Annotated in this window: 21 protein-coding genes; 12 read left to right on the top strand and 9 right to left on the bottom strand. The window is 40.8% G+C overall.

Annotation, left to right across the window (positions count from 1 at the left end; genetic code table 11):
- Nucleotides 1–151: 151 nt before the first annotated feature.
- The 5 genes from NST47_RS37095 to NST47_RS37075 form a co-directional block, all read right to left on the bottom strand.
- Nucleotides 152–1753: a recombinase family protein gene (locus NST47_RS37095; protein WP_341159852.1), complete on the bottom strand. Its 1602-nt coding sequence runs from the start codon at nt 1751–1753 to the stop codon at nt 152–154.
- A gap of 114 nt (nt 1754–1867) precedes the next feature.
- Nucleotides 1868–1990, bottom strand: coding sequence for a hypothetical protein (locus NST47_RS37090; RefSeq protein ID WP_341159851.1), 123 nt, complete (start codon nt 1988–1990; stop codon nt 1868–1870).
- 5 nt (nt 1991–1995) lie between these two features.
- Nucleotides 1996–2949 carry a hypothetical protein gene (locus NST47_RS37085; protein ID WP_341159850.1) on the bottom strand — a complete coding sequence of 318 codons (954 nt, stop codon included), beginning with the start codon at nt 2947–2949 and terminating at the stop codon, nt 1996–1998.
- Between the two features lie 77 nt (nt 2950–3026).
- The gene (locus NST47_RS37080) at nt 3027–3878 is read right to left on the bottom strand and encodes a recombinase family protein (protein WP_341159849.1); all 852 of its coding nucleotides are present in this window, start codon (nt 3876–3878) and stop codon (nt 3027–3029) included.
- Between the two features lie 454 nt (nt 3879–4332).
- Nucleotides 4333–5019: a helix-turn-helix domain-containing protein gene (locus tag NST47_RS37075; RefSeq protein WP_341159848.1), complete on the bottom strand. Its 687-nt coding sequence runs from the start codon at nt 5017–5019 to the stop codon at nt 4333–4335.
- Nucleotides 5020–5352: 333 nt separating this feature from the next.
- On the opposite strand from NST47_RS37075, the gene NST47_RS37070 reads away from it, so the two are divergent.
- From NST47_RS37070 to NST47_RS37060, 3 genes are all read left to right on the top strand, one after another.
- Nucleotides 5353–6315, top strand: coding sequence for a hypothetical protein (locus NST47_RS37070; protein WP_341159847.1), 963 nt, complete (start codon nt 5353–5355; stop codon nt 6313–6315).
- Nucleotides 6287–7006, top strand: a complete 720-nt coding sequence (locus tag NST47_RS37065) for a hypothetical protein (protein WP_341159846.1) — start codon at nt 6287–6289, stop codon at nt 7004–7006. The genes NST47_RS37070 and NST47_RS37065 overlap by 29 nt, the downstream gene beginning before the upstream one ends.
- Nucleotides 7007–7184: 178 nt before the next feature.
- A complete protein-coding gene (locus NST47_RS37060; RefSeq protein WP_341159845.1) occupies nt 7185–7730 on the top strand; it encodes a hypothetical protein in 546 nt (181 codons plus the stop codon).
- A 110-nt stretch (nt 7731–7840) separates the two neighbouring features.
- Here the strand turns inward: NST47_RS37060 and radC are convergent, their stop codons facing one another.
- From radC to NST47_RS37040, 4 genes are all read right to left on the bottom strand, one after another.
- Entirely contained in the window at nt 7841–8440 is a 600-nt protein-coding gene (gene radC / locus NST47_RS37055; protein WP_341159844.1) for a RadC family protein, read from the bottom strand.
- A 115-nt stretch (nt 8441–8555) separates the two neighbouring features.
- On the bottom strand, nt 8556–8735 hold the full coding sequence (locus NST47_RS37050) for a hypothetical protein (protein ID WP_341159843.1): 180 nt from the start codon (nt 8733–8735) through the stop codon (nt 8556–8558).
- Nucleotides 8736–8766: 31 nt separating this feature from the next.
- Complete coding sequence (locus tag NST47_RS37045; protein WP_341159842.1) at nt 8767–8973, bottom strand: hypothetical protein; 207 nt, start codon at nt 8971–8973, stop codon at nt 8767–8769.
- Between the two features lie 1142 nt (nt 8974–10115).
- A complete protein-coding gene (locus NST47_RS37040; RefSeq protein WP_341159841.1) occupies nt 10116–10457 on the bottom strand; it encodes a helix-turn-helix domain-containing protein in 342 nt (113 codons plus the stop codon).
- Between the two features lie 128 nt (nt 10458–10585).
- Here NST47_RS37040 and NST47_RS37035 point away from each other — a divergent pair, with 128 nt between their 5' ends.
- The 9 genes from NST47_RS37035 (at nt 10586) to NST47_RS36995 (ending at nt 22468) form a co-directional block, all read left to right on the top strand.
- Nucleotides 10586–11815: a hypothetical protein gene (locus NST47_RS37035; RefSeq protein ID WP_341159840.1), complete on the top strand. Its 1230-nt coding sequence runs from the start codon at nt 10586–10588 to the stop codon at nt 11813–11815.
- A gap of 67 nt (nt 11816–11882) precedes the next feature.
- Entirely contained in the window at nt 11883–12287 is a 405-nt protein-coding gene (locus NST47_RS37030; RefSeq protein WP_341159839.1) for a hypothetical protein, read from the top strand.
- Nucleotides 12288–12395: 108 nt separating this feature from the next.
- The gene (locus NST47_RS37025; protein WP_341159838.1) at nt 12396–12578 is read left to right on the top strand and encodes a hypothetical protein; all 183 of its coding nucleotides are present in this window, start codon (nt 12396–12398) and stop codon (nt 12576–12578) included.
- A 605-nt stretch (nt 12579–13183) separates the two neighbouring features.
- Nucleotides 13184–14644: an ATP-binding protein gene (locus NST47_RS37020; protein WP_341159837.1), complete on the top strand. Its 1461-nt coding sequence runs from the start codon at nt 13184–13186 to the stop codon at nt 14642–14644.
- 3 nt (nt 14645–14647) lie between these two features.
- Nucleotides 14648–17374, top strand: a complete 2727-nt coding sequence (locus NST47_RS37015; protein WP_341159836.1) for a Z1 domain-containing protein — start codon at nt 14648–14650, stop codon at nt 17372–17374.
- A 7-nt stretch (nt 17375–17381) separates the two neighbouring features.
- The gene (locus NST47_RS37010) at nt 17382–18302 is read left to right on the top strand and encodes a PD-(D/E)XK motif protein (protein WP_341159835.1); all 921 of its coding nucleotides are present in this window, start codon (nt 17382–17384) and stop codon (nt 18300–18302) included.
- 15 nt (nt 18303–18317) lie between these two features.
- Entirely contained in the window at nt 18318–20402 is a 2085-nt protein-coding gene (locus tag NST47_RS37005; RefSeq protein ID WP_341159834.1) for an AIPR family protein, read from the top strand.
- A 16-nt stretch (nt 20403–20418) separates the two neighbouring features.
- Complete coding sequence (locus NST47_RS37000; protein ID WP_341159833.1) at nt 20419–22146, top strand: DNA cytosine methyltransferase; 1728 nt, start codon at nt 20419–20421, stop codon at nt 22144–22146.
- The gene (locus NST47_RS36995; RefSeq protein ID WP_341159832.1) at nt 22046–22468 is read left to right on the top strand and encodes a very short patch repair endonuclease; all 423 of its coding nucleotides are present in this window, start codon (nt 22046–22048) and stop codon (nt 22466–22468) included. Before NST47_RS37000 ends, NST47_RS36995 begins: the two co-directional genes overlap by 101 nt.
- Nucleotides 22469–23008: the final 540 nt, after the last annotated feature.

Genomic DNA, 23008 nt, shown 5'->3' with positions numbered 1-23008 from the left:
TCAGAAAGGACGTCCTCGCGGGCGTCCTTTTTGCTGGTTATTCATTCATGGTGGTTGCTAAAGCCTTGCTATGACTGAGTTTTCAGGAGGCTACTAACGGTATCAGAACATTTTTACCGAGCCTTTTCTACCAATCTCCATGTATAGATGATTATTTCCATTCTGCAACTATCGTCTTTTCATACATAATCTTGCCTTGGATAGTCAACTGGATCGTTATATAAAGTTGGCTTGTATCTCTGTGTATGCTCAGCCTAGATATGAACATACTTACCATGCTATGCAGTAACAGAGGGTTAGTAACCTCCTGATCCAACAGCCCAAGAAATGTTTGAATATCGAACTTCGTCCTAGCTACATACTCTTCAGGCACATGAAAGTCCTCGAAGTTGTCTGACAAACTCTTTAACTCCTGCCTTTTCTCTCCTAAATCATCTTGCATCTCAGCCAACATATCTTGATGATATGGCTTAGCTTTGCCATATTGGATATCTTCCTCGATCAATTGAATTCGTTTAAGCAGGAAAACGAGCTCGTTATCAAGCGTTCTCTTCTGTGCAATCTTATGCTGATTGCTCTCGTTGAAGAATTGCTTGAGCTCGTCATCTAAATTATCGTTCATCATGAGCCGCATTAATGCTATGCGAAGCCGCGTAGCTACAAGCTCCTCGACCTTTTCTTTGTTCCATCCAATGTAGGGGCAGAACTCTTTACCCTTTCGCAGATAACCTCCGCAAACGTAATATTGCTTTCTCCCGCCTTTCATCCGAGTTGATGTAGAGTTACCAATCATCCTAGATCCGCACTTGTCGCAAGTCATCGTACCGCGCAGCCAGAAGGGGGAGGATGGCTTTCGATCAAACGGCTTATGTGTTTCACCGCCACCGTTGTTTCTAAGCTTGGCCGCTTCCTGGCACTGGTCGAACAGTTCCAAGGTAATAATGGCTGGATGAGCGTTCTCCGTAATGATCCATTCCGAACGGTCCCGCCATTTCTTCCCTTTCACTTGATAGTCCTGCTTATTCCAGCACCTTCTTCCAACATACGCTTCATTGAAGATCATAGCTCTAATGGTTGTAGCTGACCATTTCCCGCCTTTCTGGGACGGAATTTGCTGGCGATTAAGCTCGGATGCGATTTTGTGATAACCCATATTCTCATGAGCATACTGGTTGAATATCCAACGAATGATGTCGATTTCTTCCCTTGGCCCAGGCACCCATACTGACTTGGTCTTCTGGTTACCTAGAGCGATATGCTCGGTTCGGAAGCCATATGGTGGAGTACCGCCGTTGCTGTATCCTTCCTTAGCATTCTGCCTCATCCCTTTGCGTACTTCTGTAGCTAAGTTAGCGTTGAAGAACTCAGACATGACCTCCAGCATGCCTTCAAGAAGTTTGTCCTGCGGCGACTCGCCTTCCGTCTGTTCAGTTACAGATATGACCTGTACACCGCATTTCTTGAGCAGTGCCTTGTAGATGATATGATCCTCCCTGTTACGTGAGAAGCGGTCAAACTTGTGAATCAGGATGGCATCGAATGGACGATTGGAACGCTTAGCTATGGAGATCATCTTCTGGAACTCTGGACGATCATCAGTCTTGGCGGACTTCCCTTTCTCCAAGTATTCGTTGGTGATGATCCAGCCCTTTTCTTGGCAATATTGTTGCATGGCTTTCAATTGTGCGGGAATGGATAGCTCTTTCTCAGCTTGCCTTTCGGATGATACTCTTGCGTAAAGGACTACTTTCATTTTGGATACAGCTCCTTTTATATAGTTGTTTTTGGGCATAAAAAAAGCAGGTACACCACAATGGGCATACCTGCGTCATGCTAATTCAATATTTTTTGGAATCCAGAATAATACTTATTTAACGTTTCTGTAGACTGTCTTAAGGCCAATTATTGCGAGGACGATGATAAGTCCTACGAAAACACTTGGCAAGCTGAATGCTTCCCCTCCACCTATTGCTATTCCAATTTTGCTCATTGGTATCACCTCCCCTCAATAGGATCTGATTTAACTGTGCCAAGTTGTTGGCAAATCGAGCTGAAAATGATTTTAGAATGTTCGGATTGAAGGAATTCCTTGATAGGGAATTGCTGTTGCAACACTAAAAGAACAAGCAGTATGTATTGAATCAAGGCTGTGTTTTCGGCGACGAATCCGCCAGGATAGTGCTTGTCTACTAGTTCAAGAAGATGAAAGAAGTTCGGATTAGCTGTGGGACCAGTCAGTGCACTCTCTACTTCATTCCAATACCATCTCAGAGTTTCGATAATTTCGGTAATATCAACAAAATCCTGTTCCTCTGCTTGATGGATTGCTGAGAAAATTCGATCCAGACTCGTCCAATTTACAAGTTCGCCAAACAGAGTATGTGGATCAGTGGTTACTGCAATGTCATTGATACCTAAGAAACTAACCATGTTATCTACTGTCATCATCCTATGTTTGCCGAGATCTGCAACGAAGGCTAACATGCCCTTCGCAAGCTTAATTCTTTGAAGGTATATCCCCCTCATTTCTTCTTCTTCTTCCTTTGATGGTCTACCAGGTCTTTTGGATGGGAGGGAGTCCTCAGCTATTTTTTCTATTGCATTCTCAGCATTATGAGGGTCAGAAACTGCCTGTAGAGTGTCTATAAACTTTGACTCTATTGTTGCAACAAAGCTTCGAAGTGCCTCTTTAAGTTTATCCCACGACACAAGATAACCCTTCCAGTATAAGGTGAAGATTAGTGCTTCCTGCTTGATAGATGACAAACGTTGGATTTCCTTTAGCGTATCTACCGTATGCTCAGAATAGAAAGCAGAAGTTCCTCTAGCTCGTCCTCTACCTCTTACCTCTGAAACAATCAATCCAAGGTTTATATATCTGCGTAATTTACTCTCTGTAAGCGGAATGTTTTCTTCGGCAGCTCTTGCTAAGAGTTCCTTTCGGTTCATTGTAATTCCCCCCTGTTGACTATATATTAGAACGGCAGGGGGAACTAAACAATGGAGTTTCTATACGCAAATGTAAATCATACTTGCTGTCTTCTGTTATTAAGGTGAATTTGTGCTTGATTCCATAAGTTTTCATCAATAATTGCTGGATGGCAGTCTTTGGTGACAATCCACTCTTTAGGGTCATTCTTGCAACCATTCACCTCTGACTTCCTATTCCATGTACGGTATCCTAAGTAAGCATGGTTACTGAGCAGGGACAAGACCGTAGATGGACTCCACCTCCGACCACTTCCTCTTGACGCCTCTAGTTCATTCAACATACGTGGTATCTTTTTACCACCAGCGCCTTCAGCGGCAGCCTGGAATATAAGCTTAACTGTCTGCACCTCCTCGTCTGGACCAAGTACATAGGATACCCTGCTGCCTACTTTATGAAGCCTGTAACCATAGGGAGGTCTTCCACCGCAATGCCATCCTTGAATAGCGTTCTCCTTCATTCCCTTCATCGTTTCATGTTTGAGATTCATGTTATAGAACTCGGATATGACCTCTAGCATTCCTTCTAGTAGGAGGCCGTGTGGTGTATCAGGCTCAGTCGGCTCAGATACGGATAACACAGAAACGCCCTGCTTCTTAAGTAAGGCTTTGAAGACGATATGATCTTCTCTACTGCGGCTGAAGCGGTCGAACTTGTGTACCAGTATGGCTTTGAAGTTCTTGTTTGGCTGTTGCGCCGCGGCGACCATACGTTGGAAGTCTGGCCTGTCTGCATTTTTAGCTGATTTGGCTTCATCCAAGTATTCCTCAACGATAGTCCAGCCTTTGTCCATAGCATGCTTGATAAGTGCTTCTCTTTGTGCAGGGATGGATAGCTCCCGATGGGCTTGCTGTTCTGATGATACCCGAAGATAAGTAACCACATTCATGTTCCTTTACTCCTCTCGATTGATGTTGTTGTGCTGCTGATCATTAGCTCAAATGGGGCCAACTCCTTTCATATCAGCGCATCTCACCGCTGGATTGTTCGCTGTAAACGCAAAAAAGCCCGACTCCGAGTGGAATCAGGCAAGAATATAACTATACAGCAGGTACAAATATAATAAAGAGTTAAAATAATTGATGTTCATTTCAACTTGGCTAAGTTCATTGGAGCTCCTGCCGTTTATACATTGAAAGCACAATAATAATGCATAAATATACATAATGGTGAATGCAGGAGTTTGGAGTGGGTTATGTGGTTGCCTTGTGAATACCTTATTGCCCTGCTCATTCTGAAGGAGTCATTAACTTCATAACATACGTGATCATATACTATAAGATCTTGCTTTAAATGGTTGGTTGCTAACTGTTCTTATGATTGTGCTCTTAGTATGCTTGACTTCATTGATTCATGTAATGTTCTTTTGTATGCTTCTGTGCAATATTAAACATTTGATCCCACTTCTCCTCCCAAATGTACTTTGGCATCCATGGAAAAGCTAAAGGGTACTTATCTACCTTGTTTATATATTCCTTAGATTGAAGAAGAGGGTGTGCTTTCTCAAGGGATTCATCTAGTTCAAAAGTATATGCATCAATTATATTAAGTGTTTCAGAGATAAACCTCATTTTATTGAGATAGTCAAAGTTTCTATCAATCAGGATCGAGTAAAACATTCTTCTGTCACCTCTTGAGTTTTCTTCATAAAGGCAAATACCAAACTTCGTCACAGAGGGTTCGTTATCATCTGTTTGATTTAGTCGTACTTTAGTGTCAGCAACCTTTATACTGATTTCTTTTGGCTCACTTGTGTAATAATCATCAAAGAAAACGGCTATATCGAGATTGAAATCTTTTGATATTGCGTAGATTACTTTTGCTGCTGGATCTTTAGTATCTCCCCGTTCAATTGAAGCGAGTGCAGCTGTTGAAATTACTCCAATCCTAGTTGCGACACTTCTACTACTATAACTTCCTCCAAGGTTGCCTTTAAGCACTTCTCTAATGTATCTGACTCTTTGCCCTATATCTAAAGATTTAAGTGTATAAAAATCAGACTCACTGAGAGTTATAGATTGCTGGTTCACATTCGTCATCTCCTTATTATGTCTATAAAGTATATTATACTGATTTATTTGTATAAAATCAATTCATGAGTTGATATCAATTCATTTATGTGCTATCTTAGAATATAAGACATTAACATAAAGTTGGAAGTTCTCCTACAGTACAATATCAACACATGGTCTCTAACCCCCTTGACCAGTGATTGGTTTGTTTAGTAGTCATTACCTAGTTAATCAAAGAAGCCCAATGAGGGGGGCTATATTAATATAGTTCCTAACCTAAAAGGTTAGGAGGACATACAAGTGAATAATATTTATACAGTGTGTCTCCCGTTAAACGAGGGGGCATATATAGTGAACCATGTAGCTAGTATTAAGAGAGTAAAAATAACAAAGGGAGGAAAGGGTTCTTATTGGACGTACAGCCAAGTAACACAATTTGCGATTAGCTCAAAGCAGTTCTTTGCGATTGATTCTGCTTTGTTATATGCTTCGTTACCTCAGAGGAATACACTCGCGGGGCTTAGCGACAATGCTGCCAGGCTATATTTACTTATACTTTATAGGTCGTCCTTGAAGAAGAACCATGTTTGGGTAGGTCCCAAAGATGCCGCCAAATACATAGGTTTAAAGCGTAAGGAATATGTGAATGCAGTTAATGAATTGGATCAAAAAGGGTTTACAAAACCTGCACCGTGTAAACAGACCAACCATGGTGGATACTGTCGTGATATTCTATCAGTTCCTTATTACGACATGAGCACGGGTGTTTATCAATTAAATCAACAGGTAAGAAGTACAAGTAATAATGTAAGTGCAACATCGTTTGTAATGATACCTGGTATGTTAATTGAAGATAAATGGTTGCATAAGAAAATGAACTTGTCATTAAGGGCAATTAAAGTTTTACTCAAGCTGTATGAGTATAATAATTTAGTTGAATTTGGGGGAGTTAATCCAGCAAAACTGACTAAGGACAGCGCGTACACAGTTCAGATTTGTCCAATGCTCTATCATGATATTGGTCTTAGTGAGGCTGAGTTTAGATCATCATTTGATAGATTAATAAATGTGGGTTTAGTGAGAGAAGTTGATGCTATTATGAGTGTTTATTTGTTAAACCTTGGGGTAGAGTACCGATTCCAGTGTGAAGATTATTGGTTTACTAAAAGTGGGTATTCACTACAAGCTAACTCTAAGGCATTGAAGATATATAGACCCACGTATCAGTATTCAGATGATATTAGTGGCTGGCTAGATAGTATGGTGCAACGGGGGTTTGATGTGGATGCAATCAGCAAATACATTGACAACTAGATCTGTCCAATTGCAATTATTGAGCCCATTACAGCGAGGAAGTACTAAACAAACTATTAAAGCAATGAGGAATCCTGAAGAGGTGCATTATGCAAATCAAATCAGGAGGGCTGCCACTCAGATGATGGATAGTAACAATCTGAGTGCTATAACTTATCCATTGAGCATCTCTATCAGGGTGTATCACGATAGCGCACCTGATGATCCATTGTTGATCATAAAGCTTGTTATGGATGCTCTACAGGGTGTTTGCTATATTAATGACATGCAAGTACAGAGTGTCCATTACGAGCTTTGCGTAGCCTCTAGAAAGGACTATCACATTGAAATCAACTGTGGATCGTTACCTCTTATAGCCGTACAGGGTACAGCACGGGGGAAGAGGTATCCTCTATACTGCGAGGCTGATTTAGCTAGCCTAGAGCAGGCTCATAGCTCTATTGCACAAAGTGTTGCTGCGGCTATAAGTAGTTGTTCTCTACAGCCTATACAACCACTAGACGCTATCAAGGTGGAGATCATGATCTATAATCAAGTTGTGAATGCTGATATCGACAATCTTGCTATGAACTATTGGGATGCATATAAGGCAGAACTGCATATAGCTAATACCAACGTGAGAAGCCTAAAGATTGAACGAGATCAGCAGTCTTTACAACATACTAACTATGTGACTATAGACATGTTTTGATGCTTGATATGGTAAATATACTACATAATATGATTAGCATCAAAACATGCCTCAAACCCTTGGTACGCCTATGTTTATGAGATGTTCAAGCCTTAAAACTGAGGGAACAATACAGTATGCCTGGAGGGGAGAAGGAGAGTGAATTCTCCTCCTATTTAACGAAACGAGTGGTGAATATATGGCTATAAACCAACAATCTTATGAAGCTGATCAGATTATTAATATCGGTCTATATCAGGACAACATGGTATATAAGATTCTAATCGATCGTATTCCAATCCATCTATTTACCCGAAAATCAGCCGTCAACTCTATAAAGCATGGAATGAACAGCGCGAACATACTGCCTTGCAAGAAGCATACTTGTTTCTACTGGAGTACCTGTTTCTTGGCTTCAAATGGTGATATTGATAATATTGATTTTTCTGAGCCATGTTCAATTGAAGTCGGAATTTATCTTCATCATTCTGAAGTTTACTCCATGCATTTTGAGGATCGCCAGAATGATTGCGAGTTGCTGGATAAGCTGTACGAATTAATAATGATTGAAATCAAGCAATATAGATTATCGGGAATGCGTGTTATAGAAGCAGGGGAGTTGGCTCGTCCAAATGTACCGAGATGGAATTATAAGGGATTAGCGCTCAGCTACAGGTATAGTTCAGGTCTTCTATCCACGAAGTTAAACGCCTTATCCGTGCTATCAAAGGCTCCAAATAACTAGCATATTGTTTCTATTTCTGAATGTGGTGAATCTTGGAGTCACTGAATCCCATTAAATTAGTATTCATTGGACTCCAAGATAGGACAAATGGTTGGGTGCTTACTTAAGTGTTATATCATTCCTAGTTCTTTTAGAGACACAAACTGGTCATGGCCAAGTACAATATGATCTAGTACTTCAATGCCTATTATTTCACCAGCCTCCATTAGGCGTATTGTGAGCTGGATATCTTCCTGGCTTGGAGTAGGATCGCCGCTTGGGTGCTGGTGTGCACAAATAATTGAAGCTGCAGCGCGTTTAATCGCCGCACGGAATAGTTCCCTTGGATGAACAATTGCTGCATTCAGGGAACCAATGGATATGATCTCCTTTGCTATGACAGCATTCTTAGTGTTAAGAAATATAGCTATGAAATGCTCTCGCTGCTGGTACATGAGGTCGCTTTTAACGCACTCATAGGCATCTCTAGGCGATTTTATGATGGTAGGGATAATCTGTTCACATTGCATTGCCTTAGCCAGTTGTAGGGCAGATATGATGGCGGTCGCTTTGGATGCACCGATGCCTGGAATCATCTTCAACTCCTCCTCCGAAGCCTCCATTAGTTCAGATAGAGAAGGGAAGCGAGTAAAGATTTGTTCAATCATGTAGCTGCCCGACTTCTCCCTTAATGTGCTTGCTAACAGGTTCTTAATGTTATTATTTATCATAGTATAGCCTCCAATAGTTTGATAGAATGACAAAGGAGCAGCGCATGGGCTACTCCTCTTGTAAGGCAATAAATATTGAGTTACAATTAACGTAGAGTTTTTACTTAGTCGCTCCTTAGTGGGCGGCTTTTTCTATTTGCAATGCTTCAATTTCAAGCTGAACCAGCACGATTCTTGTAAGCATTCGGGTATACATAAACCCTTCGGTAGTTTGCATAGAGGCTTCATCGTCTAGTGCAAGCTTCTGAGCATTAAGCTCTCTCTTTAGCTTTATTAGTTCTTGTAGTCTATCCATGGCTATAGTCAACTTCCTTACTTAGATTTGTTCATATGCGATATTTACTCAGGTCATGAGTGTAGTACTTCTCAAAGTATCGCCTCATGTAATAAGCGGCTAACTCATCCTCTAGTGACCAGCATCTGCGAAAATACACGTACAGGGTTATTCCTTCGATTCTGATACTGCCGTTAACCACAAGTCTTCTTAATAAAATAGTCAAATCTTCTGGTAGTCCTTGATTGATTTGCTCCATATCTATCACCTCCTAATTGTGCTGATGCATCTCACCACCAGTAGTTGTCTCTGTCAACGAAGATAACCCATAACCCCTGATTAAAAGACAAAGACCTGTAACAATCTTCATTGAGGCGTACAGGTCTATGATTCAACATGGGGTGGGGCACGAAACAGCTCATAAAAGCTTTGCATGGTACACCTGGAGGGCATGGAAAATATATATACTTTTTCTTGGTATATAGCCGTCTTTTGCACGATATTATTAGACATGATTGGCGCGGCAAGTACTCATTTGTCTTGCTACAGATTTTTTGTCTGCTTGTATCTGTATTAATTCCTGATGCATATTTGATTTCATGACACTTATAAAGACTAGTAGATCTTTAGTAGTAAGTAGCTAAATGAAGTTCGTAAGCTCCTTCAAATATTTAATCCAGCATCATCCCTTCAATATGAGTACAAGTATGGATGCTGTGATAAAGACTGTCTTCTTGGCTTATAATCTGCTCATATTGCTCAGTTAATTTTTCTAGCATTGGGATAACCTCTCCTTTCTTAATAGATACTGCGTTTAGTCAAATCATCAATAAGGTTACATAGTGCATTCCCTTTTCAATCAGATACAAGGTGTATAGCGGTAGAAGGAAGATGGGTAATTCAAATGTGAAAAAGACCTGCTCTATCGACTTTGATAGAAACAGGTCTTGTTATTTGAATTTAGCTATCCATTAGTGAGGCTATTTAGGAATAGAAAGTGTATGGATCGAGCAACTCAGGAGAGGCCGCTGGCTTTTTGAGTGGAATAACAAGCAGTAAAGTAAGTTAGTCAAGGTCGCGAAGCGTTCAATATAACCTTGACTAGCGACTCTACGCACCAAACACTCTGGCAAATGTCTAGCAAATCATTGCTAGACCTGCCACGCGGCGAGTGAGGGGGTTGTAGGGGGTGTGCTCCCTACGTATCCCCTTTAGGGGACGGAAGGGGGCTTTTAAGACCTTTTAATAGTACCTATCCCAAATCTGTATTAACTAATAATTAGTGAGCTCTAGAGGCTGTCTATGGCTTATCCTACTGGTTATTTGCCATATATCAACACAAAGATGCCTGTCATCTACTTTGAGGATAGAAACAGGCATCATCAAATCAGATCCTACAGGTTACTTCTTATCTTTCCAATCCAGCATTTGCTCTAATTGCTTTAAGATAAACTTATGGTCGTCTACGCCGCGCTTTTGCAACTGCAAAACGATTTTTGTAAGGTGGGTATCCTGATTATTGAAAGAAAGTTGTAAGTGTCGGAATAAATCTTCAAGTGTGATGTTTAAGGCACCCGTAAGTTTAACTAAGCTATCTAAAGTCACATTCTTTTCTGCTCGTTCGATTTGCCCTATGTATGTTGGATGTAAAGAAGCTAAATGTGCTAATTCCTCTTGACTTAAGCCTCTTTCTTTCCGAAAGTTTCGAATTCGTTCGCCCACAAGAGTAAGTACATCACTCATTTATTATCACCTCTATTGGTAAACATAAGTGCAAAGAAGGTTAGCACCAATAGACTGTAGATATAATATTTATATTAATATATACTACAAGTATATATTAATCGTTGGAATATAATGGAGGGATTATTTTGAAGCCGAAATCGCTATTGGGAATATTTGTACTGATTGTCACGACGATGTTAAGTATCCCTGTATCAGCTGCTGTTGTTCCAGAAGAGAAATGGGATACGATGAACGCTTACTTAATAGCAGGAGCCAAGCAGAATGACTTTAATGCTATTATCGAAGACGGGCCCATTGACTATGCCAAATTTGAATGGCCTATCGGTCTTGTCTATGGAGATGAAAACTTCTATGTCATGGATGGAACAAGACTTAGAGTTGTCTCTGACGGTCAGGTGAGTACACTGGCGAACATAGAGAGCTTTAAGGACGACTTCATAGCTAAGGGAATTAAGTACCCCGAGACCTTTGCTCAAACCATTCGAGTGGGAAATATGGTCTATAAGAACGGCAACGTATACATAGGAGCCTTGCTGTCTGACGCTTACTACCCCAAAATCACTGACACGAAAGAAGATAAGGTTCCTAAGCCATTTGAAGGGCAGAGCTACGCAACCATCTGGAAGTACAATGTGGAATCACAGACATTCACCAACCATTTCTGGATGAAGTCGGCTTATAATAGTGGCTATGACGGATTTGCTTTCCATGAGACAGAGACAGGTCTTGATGGAGCGCTATATAACTATCATGGAAATATCGTCTACGACCTTGGCTATGGAAAGCGATTAGGTAGATTGTATGTCGATAATCTAGACAACATATATACGATCTGGTCCACAACGATGTACGACGATGCAGCCTACAAGATTGATAAGAATGGGAAGGTTGAAAAGTTATCCGCTACGAGGAGTATGAACCTGCTTACCGACAACGACGAGCTTTATACAGGCAAGTTCTTTCACAGCGACATGGTCGTCCCAAGGGGTGATGGATCATACCGATACTTCAACGGCGGATCAGGCATGATTGACTTTAAGCCAGGTGAGCTGAAGGGTAAATTACTCTATAACAGTGTATTCTCTAGGACAGTCTTTGACCTGTCTCGTCCTGTAATAGGGCCGCTGGGTATGATCTGCTTCCTTAACGATGACGGTATACGTAGACTTAACTTTGAAGGTGAGACCGTTAAGACCATATGGCAGGATATCTTGACTGTTAAAGGTACGAATATCCCTAATCAGGTAGGCAAAGTTGGAGCCTATACCTTTGACCGAGAAGGTGACATCGTATTCATAGACTGGACAAACAGGCAGCTGAAAGAAGTTAGGTTAGATCTGAATCGTTTGAGATAACAAGGAAGGCCACCAGGATTAGCTATGACTTCTAGTGAAAGTTAAATAAGATTTAATGGAGGTAACAATGAAAGGTTTAGTTTATATTGCTTCACTCGTTCTTGCAATTACTAATTTTTATAAAGCAAAGCAAATATACAACTTTTTAGCCAAGCATAACTTCTTTACTGATCCACATACCAATAAGTTTACGATTGAGAATATCATGTTCTATAGCGGTCTTTTCATCGGAGTTGCATTTTTGCTAAATGCATTTTTGCAATATAAATTCCCTAAAACTGCAATTGGGCTATATCTTATTATTGCTGCAATCTCACTTCAGTCATTTGTTCTAGTAAAGGATGCATACCGTAGCGAGTATGCTATCATGTCCATTAATGTAGTCTTGTGTGTGGTTTTTACAATATCAGTATTAATAAGCTACATAAGGTCAAGAAGAGTGGTTAATACTACAAACTCATCAGAGATTTGATGTTTTGATTCGATAATTTATCAAGACATTTACGAGTTACAATTTACACATCCAGAGATATGTCATAGGGAATATTATATAAGATATCGCGAAGCGAAGGAGGGATTTATGAATAAACAAAGATATGATCTACAAGATATTAGAGATCCTGTTGAGAGGGAGAGGATAAGTCGAGAAATTCAAGAGACTAAACAATGGTGGTCTTCGCCAGGAACCTCTTCTGCAAATATAGAGATGGTATATCTGTCAGAGCATTTATTACTAAATACAGGATTAGAAGACGTAAAGTAGAGTTAGAGGATTAAACTAAGGTTTCATAGTTAAGCCATTTCCATAGCATCCACTAGGGTGCTTTTTCTTGTTTTGTAAAAGTGATCATATATTTGGAAGGGAAAGGTGGATTATTGGCGAATATTAGGCGAATATTGTATAATTATAGTTCCAAAGCCATAGAAGGTGTCCTATGATGACCCAATCTACTTTGTCAAAAGTAATACCTTTGGCTGATGCTTACAAATGGATTTCGTTCGGATCGGTCATTATTGCGGAGCTCGTTGAAGCATATGAACGAGGAAAAGACGAATTGAGAAGAGGCAGTGGAGAATATCAACGAAGAAAGCTACGCAGACTTCAAAAAACATACGTCAAAGCAATTAGAGCAGACGAAATTATATTAACCAGTAGGCTCGATGAACTGTGTTGAGTCGAATTTGAGCGTTTACTAGGTTTGTATTTCTGCGATCAGACCTACAAGGTGAATGAAGTTGGAGTCGGCGTTAATGATAGCCGTGTTGACCTTGTGTTCAAGCCAAGTACTATGCTGATCACAACTTAGCTCCTGAGCCGAAATTTTAAATGTTATATAATTGGGTATCTATAGAAGGAGTGTATGAAAGTTGGAAGTAATCCCTTTGCCGCCATATGCACCTGTTCTGATGGAATCAACCCGTGCTATCGGCTATTCTTTGGAGACAGCCATCGCAGATATTATTGACAACAGTATTACAGCCAACTCAACGCAATTAGATATACATTTTTTCCCTATAGGGAAGCCATACGTTTCGTTAATTGATAACGGGAATGGTATGGGAAGAGAAGAGCTAATAAATGCAATGAGGTACGGAAGCAAGAGTCCCTTAGAGAATAGAGCCGCTACAGATTTAGGGAGATTTGGATTAGGTCTAAAAACCGCATCCATGTCACAGTGTAGAAAGCTAACTGTGATTAGTTTTAAGGGTGGGATCGTGGTAGGTGCTCAATGGGACCTGGACTTTATTGCGTACGAAGCCGATGATTGGTCACTTAAAATATTGGATGAAGACGAAATTCGAGTACTCCCTTTAATAGATGAACTGCTTAGTAATCCTTCAGGAACAATGGTTCTTTGGCAGGAACTCGACAAATTACGAGTGGGAGACAATAATTTCGTTGATAATATGGGCAAACATATGGATCGAGTGAGGGACCACGTATCCCTTGTATTTCATCGCTATATTTTTGGTGAGCCAGGATTGAAGAAGATTCGAATGTGCATCAATAAGGTTCCAATTGATTCAATTGATCCATTCTTAACTGGGAAGAGCACACAAGTTATGGATGAAGAAAGTATTAATATTGAAGGCCAAAAGGTTTTAGTATGCCCTTTCATTTTGCCACATATATCCATACTGTCTGAGGATGAAGTAAAGGTGCTAGGTGGCGATGAGGGTCTTCGTAAACAGCAGGGTTTTTATGTTTACCGAAACAAGAGGCTACTTATTTGGGGAACCTGGTTTAGGTTAATGAGACAAGGAGAGTTATCCAAACTGGCAAGAGTTAGGGTAGATATTCCAAATTCTTTAGATCATTTGTGGACTTTGGATATTAAGAAATCAGTTGCAGTTCCTCCTGAGGTTGTCCGTAAGAATTTAGCTCCTATTATTGAAAAACTGGCAGGGAGCAGTAGGCGCACTTGGACTTATAGGGGGAATAAGGAAACCGACGACTCCAAAATTCATGTTTGGAATCGAATTAAAACCCGTGAGGGGGGAATTGTATACGAGATTAATAAAGACTATCCACTAGTAGAAGCTTTGAGACAACTTGGTGGTCCAAGCAAAAGGATGATAGAACAGTTGCTTACACAAATCGAACGTGGGTTGCCGCTTAATCAACTATATGTGGATCTAACTAGTGATGAACGAGTTCTTAATGAAAACGAACCTTCAAAGACAGACTTGATGCCATTGTTATCTCAATTGTTTGCTGGATGCAGAAATGATCATGAACGCAAAGAAATGGCCGAACGCCTATCGGTTACGGAGCCGTTTGACCAACATCCAGAGTGGCTATCTGAATTTCTTAAGGAGGCAAAATGAACAATGCTAAGTCAAAATGCCCTAATGCTTGAACGATTCATCTCGATCGCTTTGAATACAAAATATCCAATCGAGCCGCCCACTGAAGAACAGTTCATGGAAGAGGCAAACAATCTGCGATCATCCATTCAAGTGTCTGAAGATGAATTCCAACAAGTCATCAGGAACTTGAAGGCAACGTTGCCAATAACAATGGATGTTGGGGTATATATCACAGATCCGAGTGACGACTATCAGTCCTGGCTACCAGCGCGGCGGGCAGAAATAGACTTTTTCTATTGGAACAGATATAGACGATATTTGGAGGACTTAAAGGGTTGGAATGTACGGGTAACATCTAATTTAGATAAAGTATCCTCAGAAATCGTTGATTTAATAGGCGATCCCAAAAGTGAAAAACCATGGTTCCGAAGAGGGCTTGTAATTGGGGATGTGCAGTCAGGGAAAACAGCAAATTATACAGCTATAAGCAATAAGGCTGCAGACGTTGGATATAAAGTCATTATTGTGTTGACGGGTACTCTTGAAAGCCTAAGAAAGCAGACGCAAGAAAGATTAGATAAAGAATTTGCAGGAAGATTAAGCAAACATTTGTTGGGTATTAAAGGGAAGCAGGTAGTAAGAAATGTTTTTGATGGGGTCGGAAAGATAGATGCAAGTAAGAGAATATCTGCGTTCACAACAGTATTGTACGACTTCAACTCCACGATATTAAACAGCAATGACTTAACACTGAAAAACCTTAAAGAGCCAGCGTTGTTTGTAGTGAAGAAAAACAAGACAGTGCTCAGAAGCCTTGAGAGCTGGTTAGCAGCGAACAACGAAGATAGCAATGGTAAAATAGATTTGCCCTTGCTGCTGATTGATGACGAAGCTGACAATGCTTCTGTTAATACTAGAAAAGATGAGGAGGATCCAACGGCAATTAACGCAGCGATATGTTCTATCCTAGGACGGTTTTATAAAGCTGCATATCTAGGTATCACTGCTACGCCGTTTGCGAATATCTTTATTAATCCCGAGGCTGTTGGAGATAAGGCAGAGAATTTATTTCCTAAAGACTTCATTTATGTACTCTCCCCGCCAAGTAATTATATTGGTGCGGATGCGATTTACGGAGAATCACCACAATATTCACATTGTTTGGAGAAAATTGACACAGAGGAGATAGAACAGTACTTCCCCTTTTCACATAAAAAGGATCATGAAGTAGAGGAGTTGCCTCCAAGCATGTATGAAGCTCTAGCCTACTTCTTATTGGCAAATGGGATAAGAGACTTGCGAGGCGATATTACAGAGCACCGTTCAATGCTTATTAATGTTAGCCGATTCACAGACGTCCAAGTAGCCGCAAAGGATCTCATAAACACATGGTTAAATCAAGTCCAGTCAGATTTGAGAAATTTTGCTTCCTTGGATGAAAAGGATTCATTAAATATTCGCTCAATCAGGTACTTAAGACAAGTGTGGGATAAACATGGTCTTGAGGACAAATCTGGAATCAGTTGGGTTGAACTGCAGAAAGGCTATTTGTACAAGGCAGTTGCTCCAATAGAGGTGCGAGCAGTAAACCAAAAAACAGGAGCTGCAAGCCTGGACTATTATAACCATCGAGAGAAAGGCTTCCGAGTAATAGCAGTTGGAGGCATCAGTTTGTCTCGCGGCCTTACATTAGAGGGCTTGTGTGTCAGCTACTTTTACCGCAAATCCCAGATGTATGACACCTTGCTGCAAATGGGACGCTGGTTCGGTTATCGTCCAAAGTATGATGATATTTGCAAGGTATGGATGACAGGGGACGCTATAGATTGGTATGGCTATATTACGGCGGCGGCAAATGAGCTAAAAGACGAAATCAGCAGAATGAACAGGGATCAACAAACTCCAAAAGAATTCGGACTGAAGGTGCGTCAAGACCCCAACTCACTAATTGTTACTGCTAGAAATAAAATGCGGACGGGAACACTTGTAAGCAGACCGATAACTGTATCAGGCAAGCTCCTAGAAACACCTCGATTAAAATCCAATCCTGAGGTTTTGAAGACAAATGAGAGAATATTCAAGGCGTTTCTCGCTAACTTAGATACCGTTGGCAGAGAAAAGAAAGTTAAACAAAACGGAAAGATGTGGGCAGGAATTAGCAAAGAGATTATTGCCGACTTGTTGCGAAGTTTCGATACACATCCTTGGCATCTCTCATTCCAAGGCCGCGCTCTTGCAGAATTTATTGATGATAGTCCAGATATTAATGAATGGGATGTCTTCCTGCCATTTGGTTCTATTAAAGAAGAACATGAACTAGAGGGTGCAAATGGAATCATAAAAATGCAACGGGAAAAACGAATGGTTGATGAAGTAAAAGGCATGATTAGAATTATGGGCACGAAGGTTCGTGTAGGTTCGGGTGGATGTACTCGTGCAGGACTTACAGATGAAGAAATTGATAAGGCGGAAAAATCCTTTAAGCAAGCAACTGGAAAGAAGAATGTTCCAGACAGTGCCTATTTGATCAAGGGTCGAAAACCACTTCTCATGCTGCACGTTATCAAAAGCGAACAAGATGAAGATCAGCCACGCAACGATAAAATACCAGATACTTTGTATGCGATAGGGATAGGTTTGCCTGGGGACGGTATTGTACGTACTGCCAATTATGTCGTTAACCTGGTAGAATTGCGTAATTGGACAGACCTTGATGATGAGGATGATGATGATGATGTTGTTGTCTAGTGAGATCTTGCTTGATAAATGGAACGGAATCGCGCATCATTCAAGTGGCTACGTTAGAATAGATGCAAACCATCCTTTAGAATGGAGTATTGGTTACGAGAGCATTAATCAGAAGTCTTTGCTCTTGATAACTGAACATAAACCGATTGATCTCCATTCATCAAAATCAATACATGTTTCCTGTGCTCAGCGTGCTGTTGACAGCAAATGGGCAATTACATTTAGACTGATTCGATCAGAACAGGAAGATGTATATATTAGACTTTGCTGTGATATAATCGAATTCTCAAGAACACAAAATGATATAGCAGAAGGATTGGAATTCGTCTTAAATCGGTATATTCAGTGGACCAAACTAATGGAATTACAAAAAAGCGGATTGCTATCTGAAGCAGAGAGAAAAGGACTGGTTGGTGAAATTACCTATCTCCAACAGATGATCACTAGTGGTATTGATCCTCTTAATGCTGTCACTAGTTGGATAGGTCCAGAAGGCGCTGATCAAGATTTTGTCGATGAGCATGGGTGGCATGAAGTGAAAGCGCCAGGGATTGGAGCCAAGACAGTATCAATATCGTCCTTAGAGCAACTGGATGCTTTTCCACCAGGTGAGCTAGTCCTATACTTTATTGACAAAACCGCACCTAATGAAGCCAATGCATTTACGTTGCTCAGTAAAGTGATCAGCTTGCGAGAGACGGTCAGACACAGTGCAGTAGCTCTTGAACTGGTCAATAAAAAGTTGCTACAGTATGGGTACATTGATGTTTCAGATTATGCTAAGCAATGGTATCGACTAAGTGGAATAAGACGGTACAGGATTGATGAGCGCTTCCCTAAGCTAGTTAAAGGCAACGTTCCCTCTCAAATCGCTGCAGCTAGCTATCAAATTAGTATTCAGGCCATAGAGGACTGGAAGATAAGCTAAAAGCGGAGGATATTTATGGAACTGCTAGAATTCCGAAAAGAACTGTTGGAGGATGTTCGATCAACAGCTGCGGCGTATGGGGAAGGCTCAAGCGCAGCTTACGTGGGGATAGTGGCTAATTACTTAGTCAATGCGGAAGTTCTGCCCGATTTCGAAGTCGCGTTTTATACTGGAAGTGGATATCGCAATCGTAGGTTGCGGATTGATGGCTATGCATTGGATGAATTTGATTTTACTATGAATTTAGTAGTGGCCGATTACTCTAACGATGATGATCCTAAGAAAATCACAAAATCAGATGCGGAACAAATATTTGAATGGCCTATCAGATTTCTAGATGAGACATACAATAACAACCTTCATATAAAAATTGAGATCAGCAGTGCCGCTGCAGATCTCATCGATATGCTAAAGACTCAAAGAGAAAAAATACGCAAGTATCGCATTCTTCTTTTTACTAATAGGCCCATGAGCGGTAGGATTGAAAGTTTCTCAATTAAGGACTTTGAGGGGATTTCAGTTGAATTTCAGATTTGGGATGTTGAGCGTCTCTTCAAGATGTTTCTTGCGGATTCAGGTCGTGAGAACATTGAGATTGACTTTACTCAATACTCTGATCGGGGGATACCATGCTTAGATACCAATACTGCTAACGAAGGCGAAACCCCTTACAGTTGTTATCTGGGTGTAATTCCTGGAGTGGTTCTGGCTGATGTATATGATCGCTATGGTGCTCAATTACTGGAGGGGAATGTACGATCATTCCTTAGCACCAAGGTCGCAGTGAATAAGAAGATCAGAGAAACTATTCTTACCTCACCTCACATGTTTTTTGCATTTAATAATGGGGTGTCTGCTACAGCTGCTAATGCAGTTATTAAGGAGACTCCAGAAGGTAAGTTCATAACCTCGGTAAAGGATTTTCAAATCATTAATGGTGGACAGACTACGGCTTCATTATCAAATGCACGGTATAAGGACAAGTCGGATCTTAAAGCCATTAGTCTGCAGATAAAGTTAACTGTTATCAATGCTGACCTGGACGAAACACATAATCTAATGCAGAAGATATCCAGATCTTCGAATAGCCAAAACAAAGTTAGTGATGCTGACTTCTTTTCAACGCACCCATTCCATATTCGCATGGAGCAGATATCAAGGAGAATATTTGCCCCAGCTACTGGTGGTGCGCAACATGACACACATTGGTTTTATGAACGTGCGCGAGGTCAATATTTGCAAGCTCAAATGAGAATGACTAAAGCTGAGCGAAATCGATTCCTTACACAGAACCCTAAGCATCAGCTTATTACCAAGACTGACTTCGCAAAAGCGAGAAACTCGTGGCGTGGCTTACCGCATACAGTTAGCAAAGGGGCACAGTCGAATTTCAGTGAGTTTGCAAATTGGGTAGATGATCAATGGTCCGTTTCAGAAGAATCTTTCAACGAAAGATATTTTCAAGAATCGATGGCTCTCTATATTTTGTTCAAGCATGTTGAAAAGTTAGTGACACAGCAAACATGGTATGAGCAGGGGTATAGGGCCAACATCGTTACTTATTCTATAGCATCGCTTGCACACTTAGTTAAAAAGCAGTACCCTAGCAGTACGTTGGACCTACAGATGATATGGAATAAACAAGAGGTTCCAGATGTTATCAGCAACCAGATAGGTATGCTTGCCAAATCGGTGTTGGATTCAATTACAGACCCAAGCAGAGGAGTTGCCAACGTAACACAATGGTGTAAGCGTGAAGCTTGTTGGAATAGAATAAAAGAGTTGGATATAGTGCTTGATGAGAACATAGATTCAGTATTAATAGATATAGAAAATGTGAGGACAGAAGCACGAAGGGCAAGAAAGGACCAAAAGATCGTGAGTGGCATTGAGGCTCAAACCAAAGTTGTCAACTATGGTGCGGATTATTGGAAAAGATTGCTGGCTTTTATAGCAGAGAAGAAAATTCCATTTCGTTCAGAGGTGGATGCATTAAAAATAGCTTGCAAAATGCCCGCGAAGCTGCCAAACTCAGTACATAGCCAAAAGTTGCTTGCCTTGTTGGATAGGGCTGTGTCCGAAGGTTGGAAAGAGGATTGAAGAGAGGTGTGCAGCATTGTATAGAGTACTAGACGTATTTGCGGGTGCTGGCGGCATGAGTTTGGGATTTGCACAAACAAGTCGGTTTAATATTGGTGTAGCAGTTGAAAAGAATGAGAACGCTCAAGCAACTTATGTGCGCAACCATGAACATACTGCTATGTTGAGTGACATATTGGATATCACGGACTATAGTTTATTTCAGCGTGAGTATGGGGATTTTGATGTGATTGTCGGTGGGCCGCCTTGTCAGGGGTTTTCAAATGCTAATCGGCAGAAGAATCATATTCTCAGCCAAAATAATAGTCTAGTTAAGAAGTATGTTGAGGTTATACTAAATCTTAGACCAAAAGCTTTTGTTATGGAGAATGTCAGGATGCTCAAATCAGACATTCATCGTTTTTATTGTTCGCATGATGATGGATTTGAATTTGAACGTTTGGGAATAACAAAACGTGATGAGACCATTTGCATTCTTAATACAGAATGCCCCGTTGCGGGTATAACCGACTATGTTTTCGATCGTCCAGTAGTCGAAGAGATTATATTGTCAGATAAAGCCTTTTACGCATTAAGGTTGTTCCTGAAAAACACCAGCAATGAAGAGAAGAGGGGAAAGACGTTAAAGGACAAAGGGAAGCAATGCATAAAGATAATTGCCCTAATGTCTGCAAGGAGCCCCCAAATTCCCAGACACTATGTCGCATTCGAACAGGCTGCATTGAATGCATTTATCCAGTTCGCTGGGGAGGAAATATCATTTGATGAAGCAGAGCCTTGGATGACTGCATACATTAATGTTCAGCGTCTCTTTCTCCATGCAAAGGAATTATTGGAAAACAACATAATTGTCGATTTGGAATCACTAAGATCAGACCATAGAGGCGTTTACGTTAATGTATGGTCATATTCGGTGATTGATTATATTAGCAAGAGGCTTGGCGAGTCCTATAATATAAGCGACGGTGTTCTTAATGCCGCTTGGTTTGGAGCTCCACAGTTGCGGGAAAGGTACATAGCTGTGGGACTTAGACATGACTTAGGTGTTAAGTCTGAATTGCCTGTTGCGGCGTTTAATGTGGAAGATTATCGTACTGTCTTTGACGCTATTAAGGATCTTGAATCGGTTGAACCAAGCTTTAGCATGGACGAGCCCCCTCTTGTTTTACCTCATGATTATCCAACAACTGAATTAACCGAGGAATTGCGAAATTCCAAAAGGTTGACTAATCATATTGCTACAGATACTCGTGAAGTGGCGAAGAAACGATTTGAGGCGTTACAACAGGGTCAAAATTTCCATGACTTAGACCTAACGCTAATCGAAGATACGTATACAAAGCCAGAAAGGACACAGAATTCTATTTATCTGCGTCTTGAGTATAATAGGCCAAGCGGAACGGTAACCAACGTTCGCAAATCAATGTGGATACATCCTGTTTTACATCGAGCCATAAGCATTCGTGAAGCAGCTAGGTTGCAGACTTTTCCAGATAGTTTCGAATTCATCGGTACAAAGGATTCCCAGTACCAGCAGGTGGGAAATGCAGTTCCCCCAATGTTGGCTATAGCTATAGCAACAAAAGTTGCTCAGTTGCTCGATGCATGCAATTTGGCAGTTAATGAGCAGGGAGGCATTACCTATGGTGGACTCGTTAACGACAGAACAGCGGCGAGAGATGATGTCCAAAATCCGATCAAAGAACACAGTGCCAGAGATGACCGTCAGGAAGTATCTGTATAGCAGGGGATTTCGCTACAGACTGCACGATAAGAAATTGCCTGGCAAACCCGATGTTGTCCTACCGAAATATAAAACTGCAATATTCGTTCAAGGTTGTTTCTGGCATGCGCATGAGGGATGTAAATACCACCGTATTCCGAAGTCCAATACAGATTATTGGTTGAAAAAGATAGGGAACAATATCTCCCGTGATCAACTTAACCAGCAGACTCTTCGAAATTTGGGCTGGAAGGTGGTTGTTGTATGGGAATGTGAATTGAGAAAGGATGCTACTGCAACATGTATGGAACTGGAGAGACAGATTAGATCAAATTTGCAGTAATGGGAGGGATTCTGTATGTTTTATGTACCTGTGGCGGTGTCTTGCTCGTGAAGGTTATTGATTCATACCCAGCAGAAATAGATCCCAATGACAAGTTGGAATATGAAAGGACTTGCACTGTTGAATGCAACGACTGCAAGAAGGTACTAAGTGGTCAAAAGTACGATTGATGTGAAGTTTGAGTGGAGTTTGCTTCGGATGGGTCCAATCAGCATCTCCAATTTTTTAATATGAGTGTAACAGTAAGGACCGTTAAACTATCTATAGTACGACTATAGGTTTTGTCAGAGGAGACATCCATTAAAAGGTGTTTTTTTGTGTAGATTTGTGTATCGAGTATGAAGAATCAGTTAAGTTTATAACTCTAGACTATTTTTCCCACTTCAATGATTTGGCACCGCCCAATCACATTATTCAAAAAACAGGACTAATGAATGCAGATGGTACAATTATTGAATATCCTAAAAACTTGCACGATGGTTGAAAAAGGATAGAAAATAGCCGATTATGCTTGTATATCTTGACTAGGCTACGCTGGAC

Origin of the sequence: Paenibacillus sp. FSL H8-0034, from assembly GCF_038000305.1 — a bacterium.
Taxonomy (GTDB): Bacteria; Bacillota; Bacilli; order Paenibacillales; family NBRC-103111; genus Paenibacillus_S.
This window is presented reverse-complemented; position numbering and strand designations above follow the sequence as displayed.

What these genes read in the sequence shown, in the direction of transcription:
- NST47_RS37095 (WP_341159852.1), bottom strand. Translation starts at nt 1,753, where the DNA reads ATGAAAGTAGTCCTTTACGCAAGAGTATCATCCGAAAGGCAAGCTGAG.
- NST47_RS37090 (WP_341159851.1), bottom strand. Translation starts at nt 1,990, where the DNA reads ATGAGCAAAATTGGAATAGCAATAGGTGGAGGGGAAGCATTCAGCTTG.
- NST47_RS37085 (WP_341159850.1), bottom strand. Translation starts at nt 2,949, where the DNA reads ATGAACCGAAAGGAACTCTTAGCAAGAGCTGCCGAAGAAAACATTCCG.
- NST47_RS37080 (WP_341159849.1), bottom strand. Translation starts at nt 3,878, where the DNA reads ATGAATGTGGTTACTTATCTTCGGGTATCATCAGAACAGCAAGCCCAT.
- NST47_RS37065 (WP_341159846.1), top strand. Translation starts at nt 6,287, where the DNA reads ATGCAATCAGCAAATACATTGACAACTAGATCTGTCCAATTGCAATTA.
- NST47_RS37060 (WP_341159845.1), top strand. Translation starts at nt 7,185, where the DNA reads ATGGCTATAAACCAACAATCTTATGAAGCTGATCAGATTATTAATATC.
- radC (WP_341159844.1), bottom strand. Translation starts at nt 8,440, where the DNA reads ATGATAAATAATAACATTAAGAACCTGTTAGCAAGCACATTAAGGGAG.
- NST47_RS37050 (WP_341159843.1), bottom strand. Translation starts at nt 8,735, where the DNA reads ATGGATAGACTACAAGAACTAATAAAGCTAAAGAGAGAGCTTAATGCT.
- NST47_RS37045 (WP_341159842.1), bottom strand. Translation starts at nt 8,973, where the DNA reads ATGGAGCAAATCAATCAAGGACTACCAGAAGATTTGACTATTTTATTA.
- NST47_RS37040 (WP_341159841.1), bottom strand. Translation starts at nt 10,457, where the DNA reads ATGAGTGATGTACTTACTCTTGTGGGCGAACGAATTCGAAACTTTCGG.
- NST47_RS37030 (WP_341159839.1), top strand. Translation starts at nt 11,883, where the DNA reads ATGAAAGGTTTAGTTTATATTGCTTCACTCGTTCTTGCAATTACTAAT.
- NST47_RS37025 (WP_341159838.1), top strand. Translation starts at nt 12,396, where the DNA reads ATGAATAAACAAAGATATGATCTACAAGATATTAGAGATCCTGTTGAG.
- NST47_RS37015 (WP_341159836.1), top strand. Translation starts at nt 14,648, where the DNA reads ATGCTAAGTCAAAATGCCCTAATGCTTGAACGATTCATCTCGATCGCT.
- NST47_RS37005 (WP_341159834.1), top strand. Translation starts at nt 18,318, where the DNA reads ATGGAACTGCTAGAATTCCGAAAAGAACTGTTGGAGGATGTTCGATCA.
- NST47_RS36995 (WP_341159832.1), top strand. Translation starts at nt 22,046, where the DNA reads ATGGTGGACTCGTTAACGACAGAACAGCGGCGAGAGATGATGTCCAAA.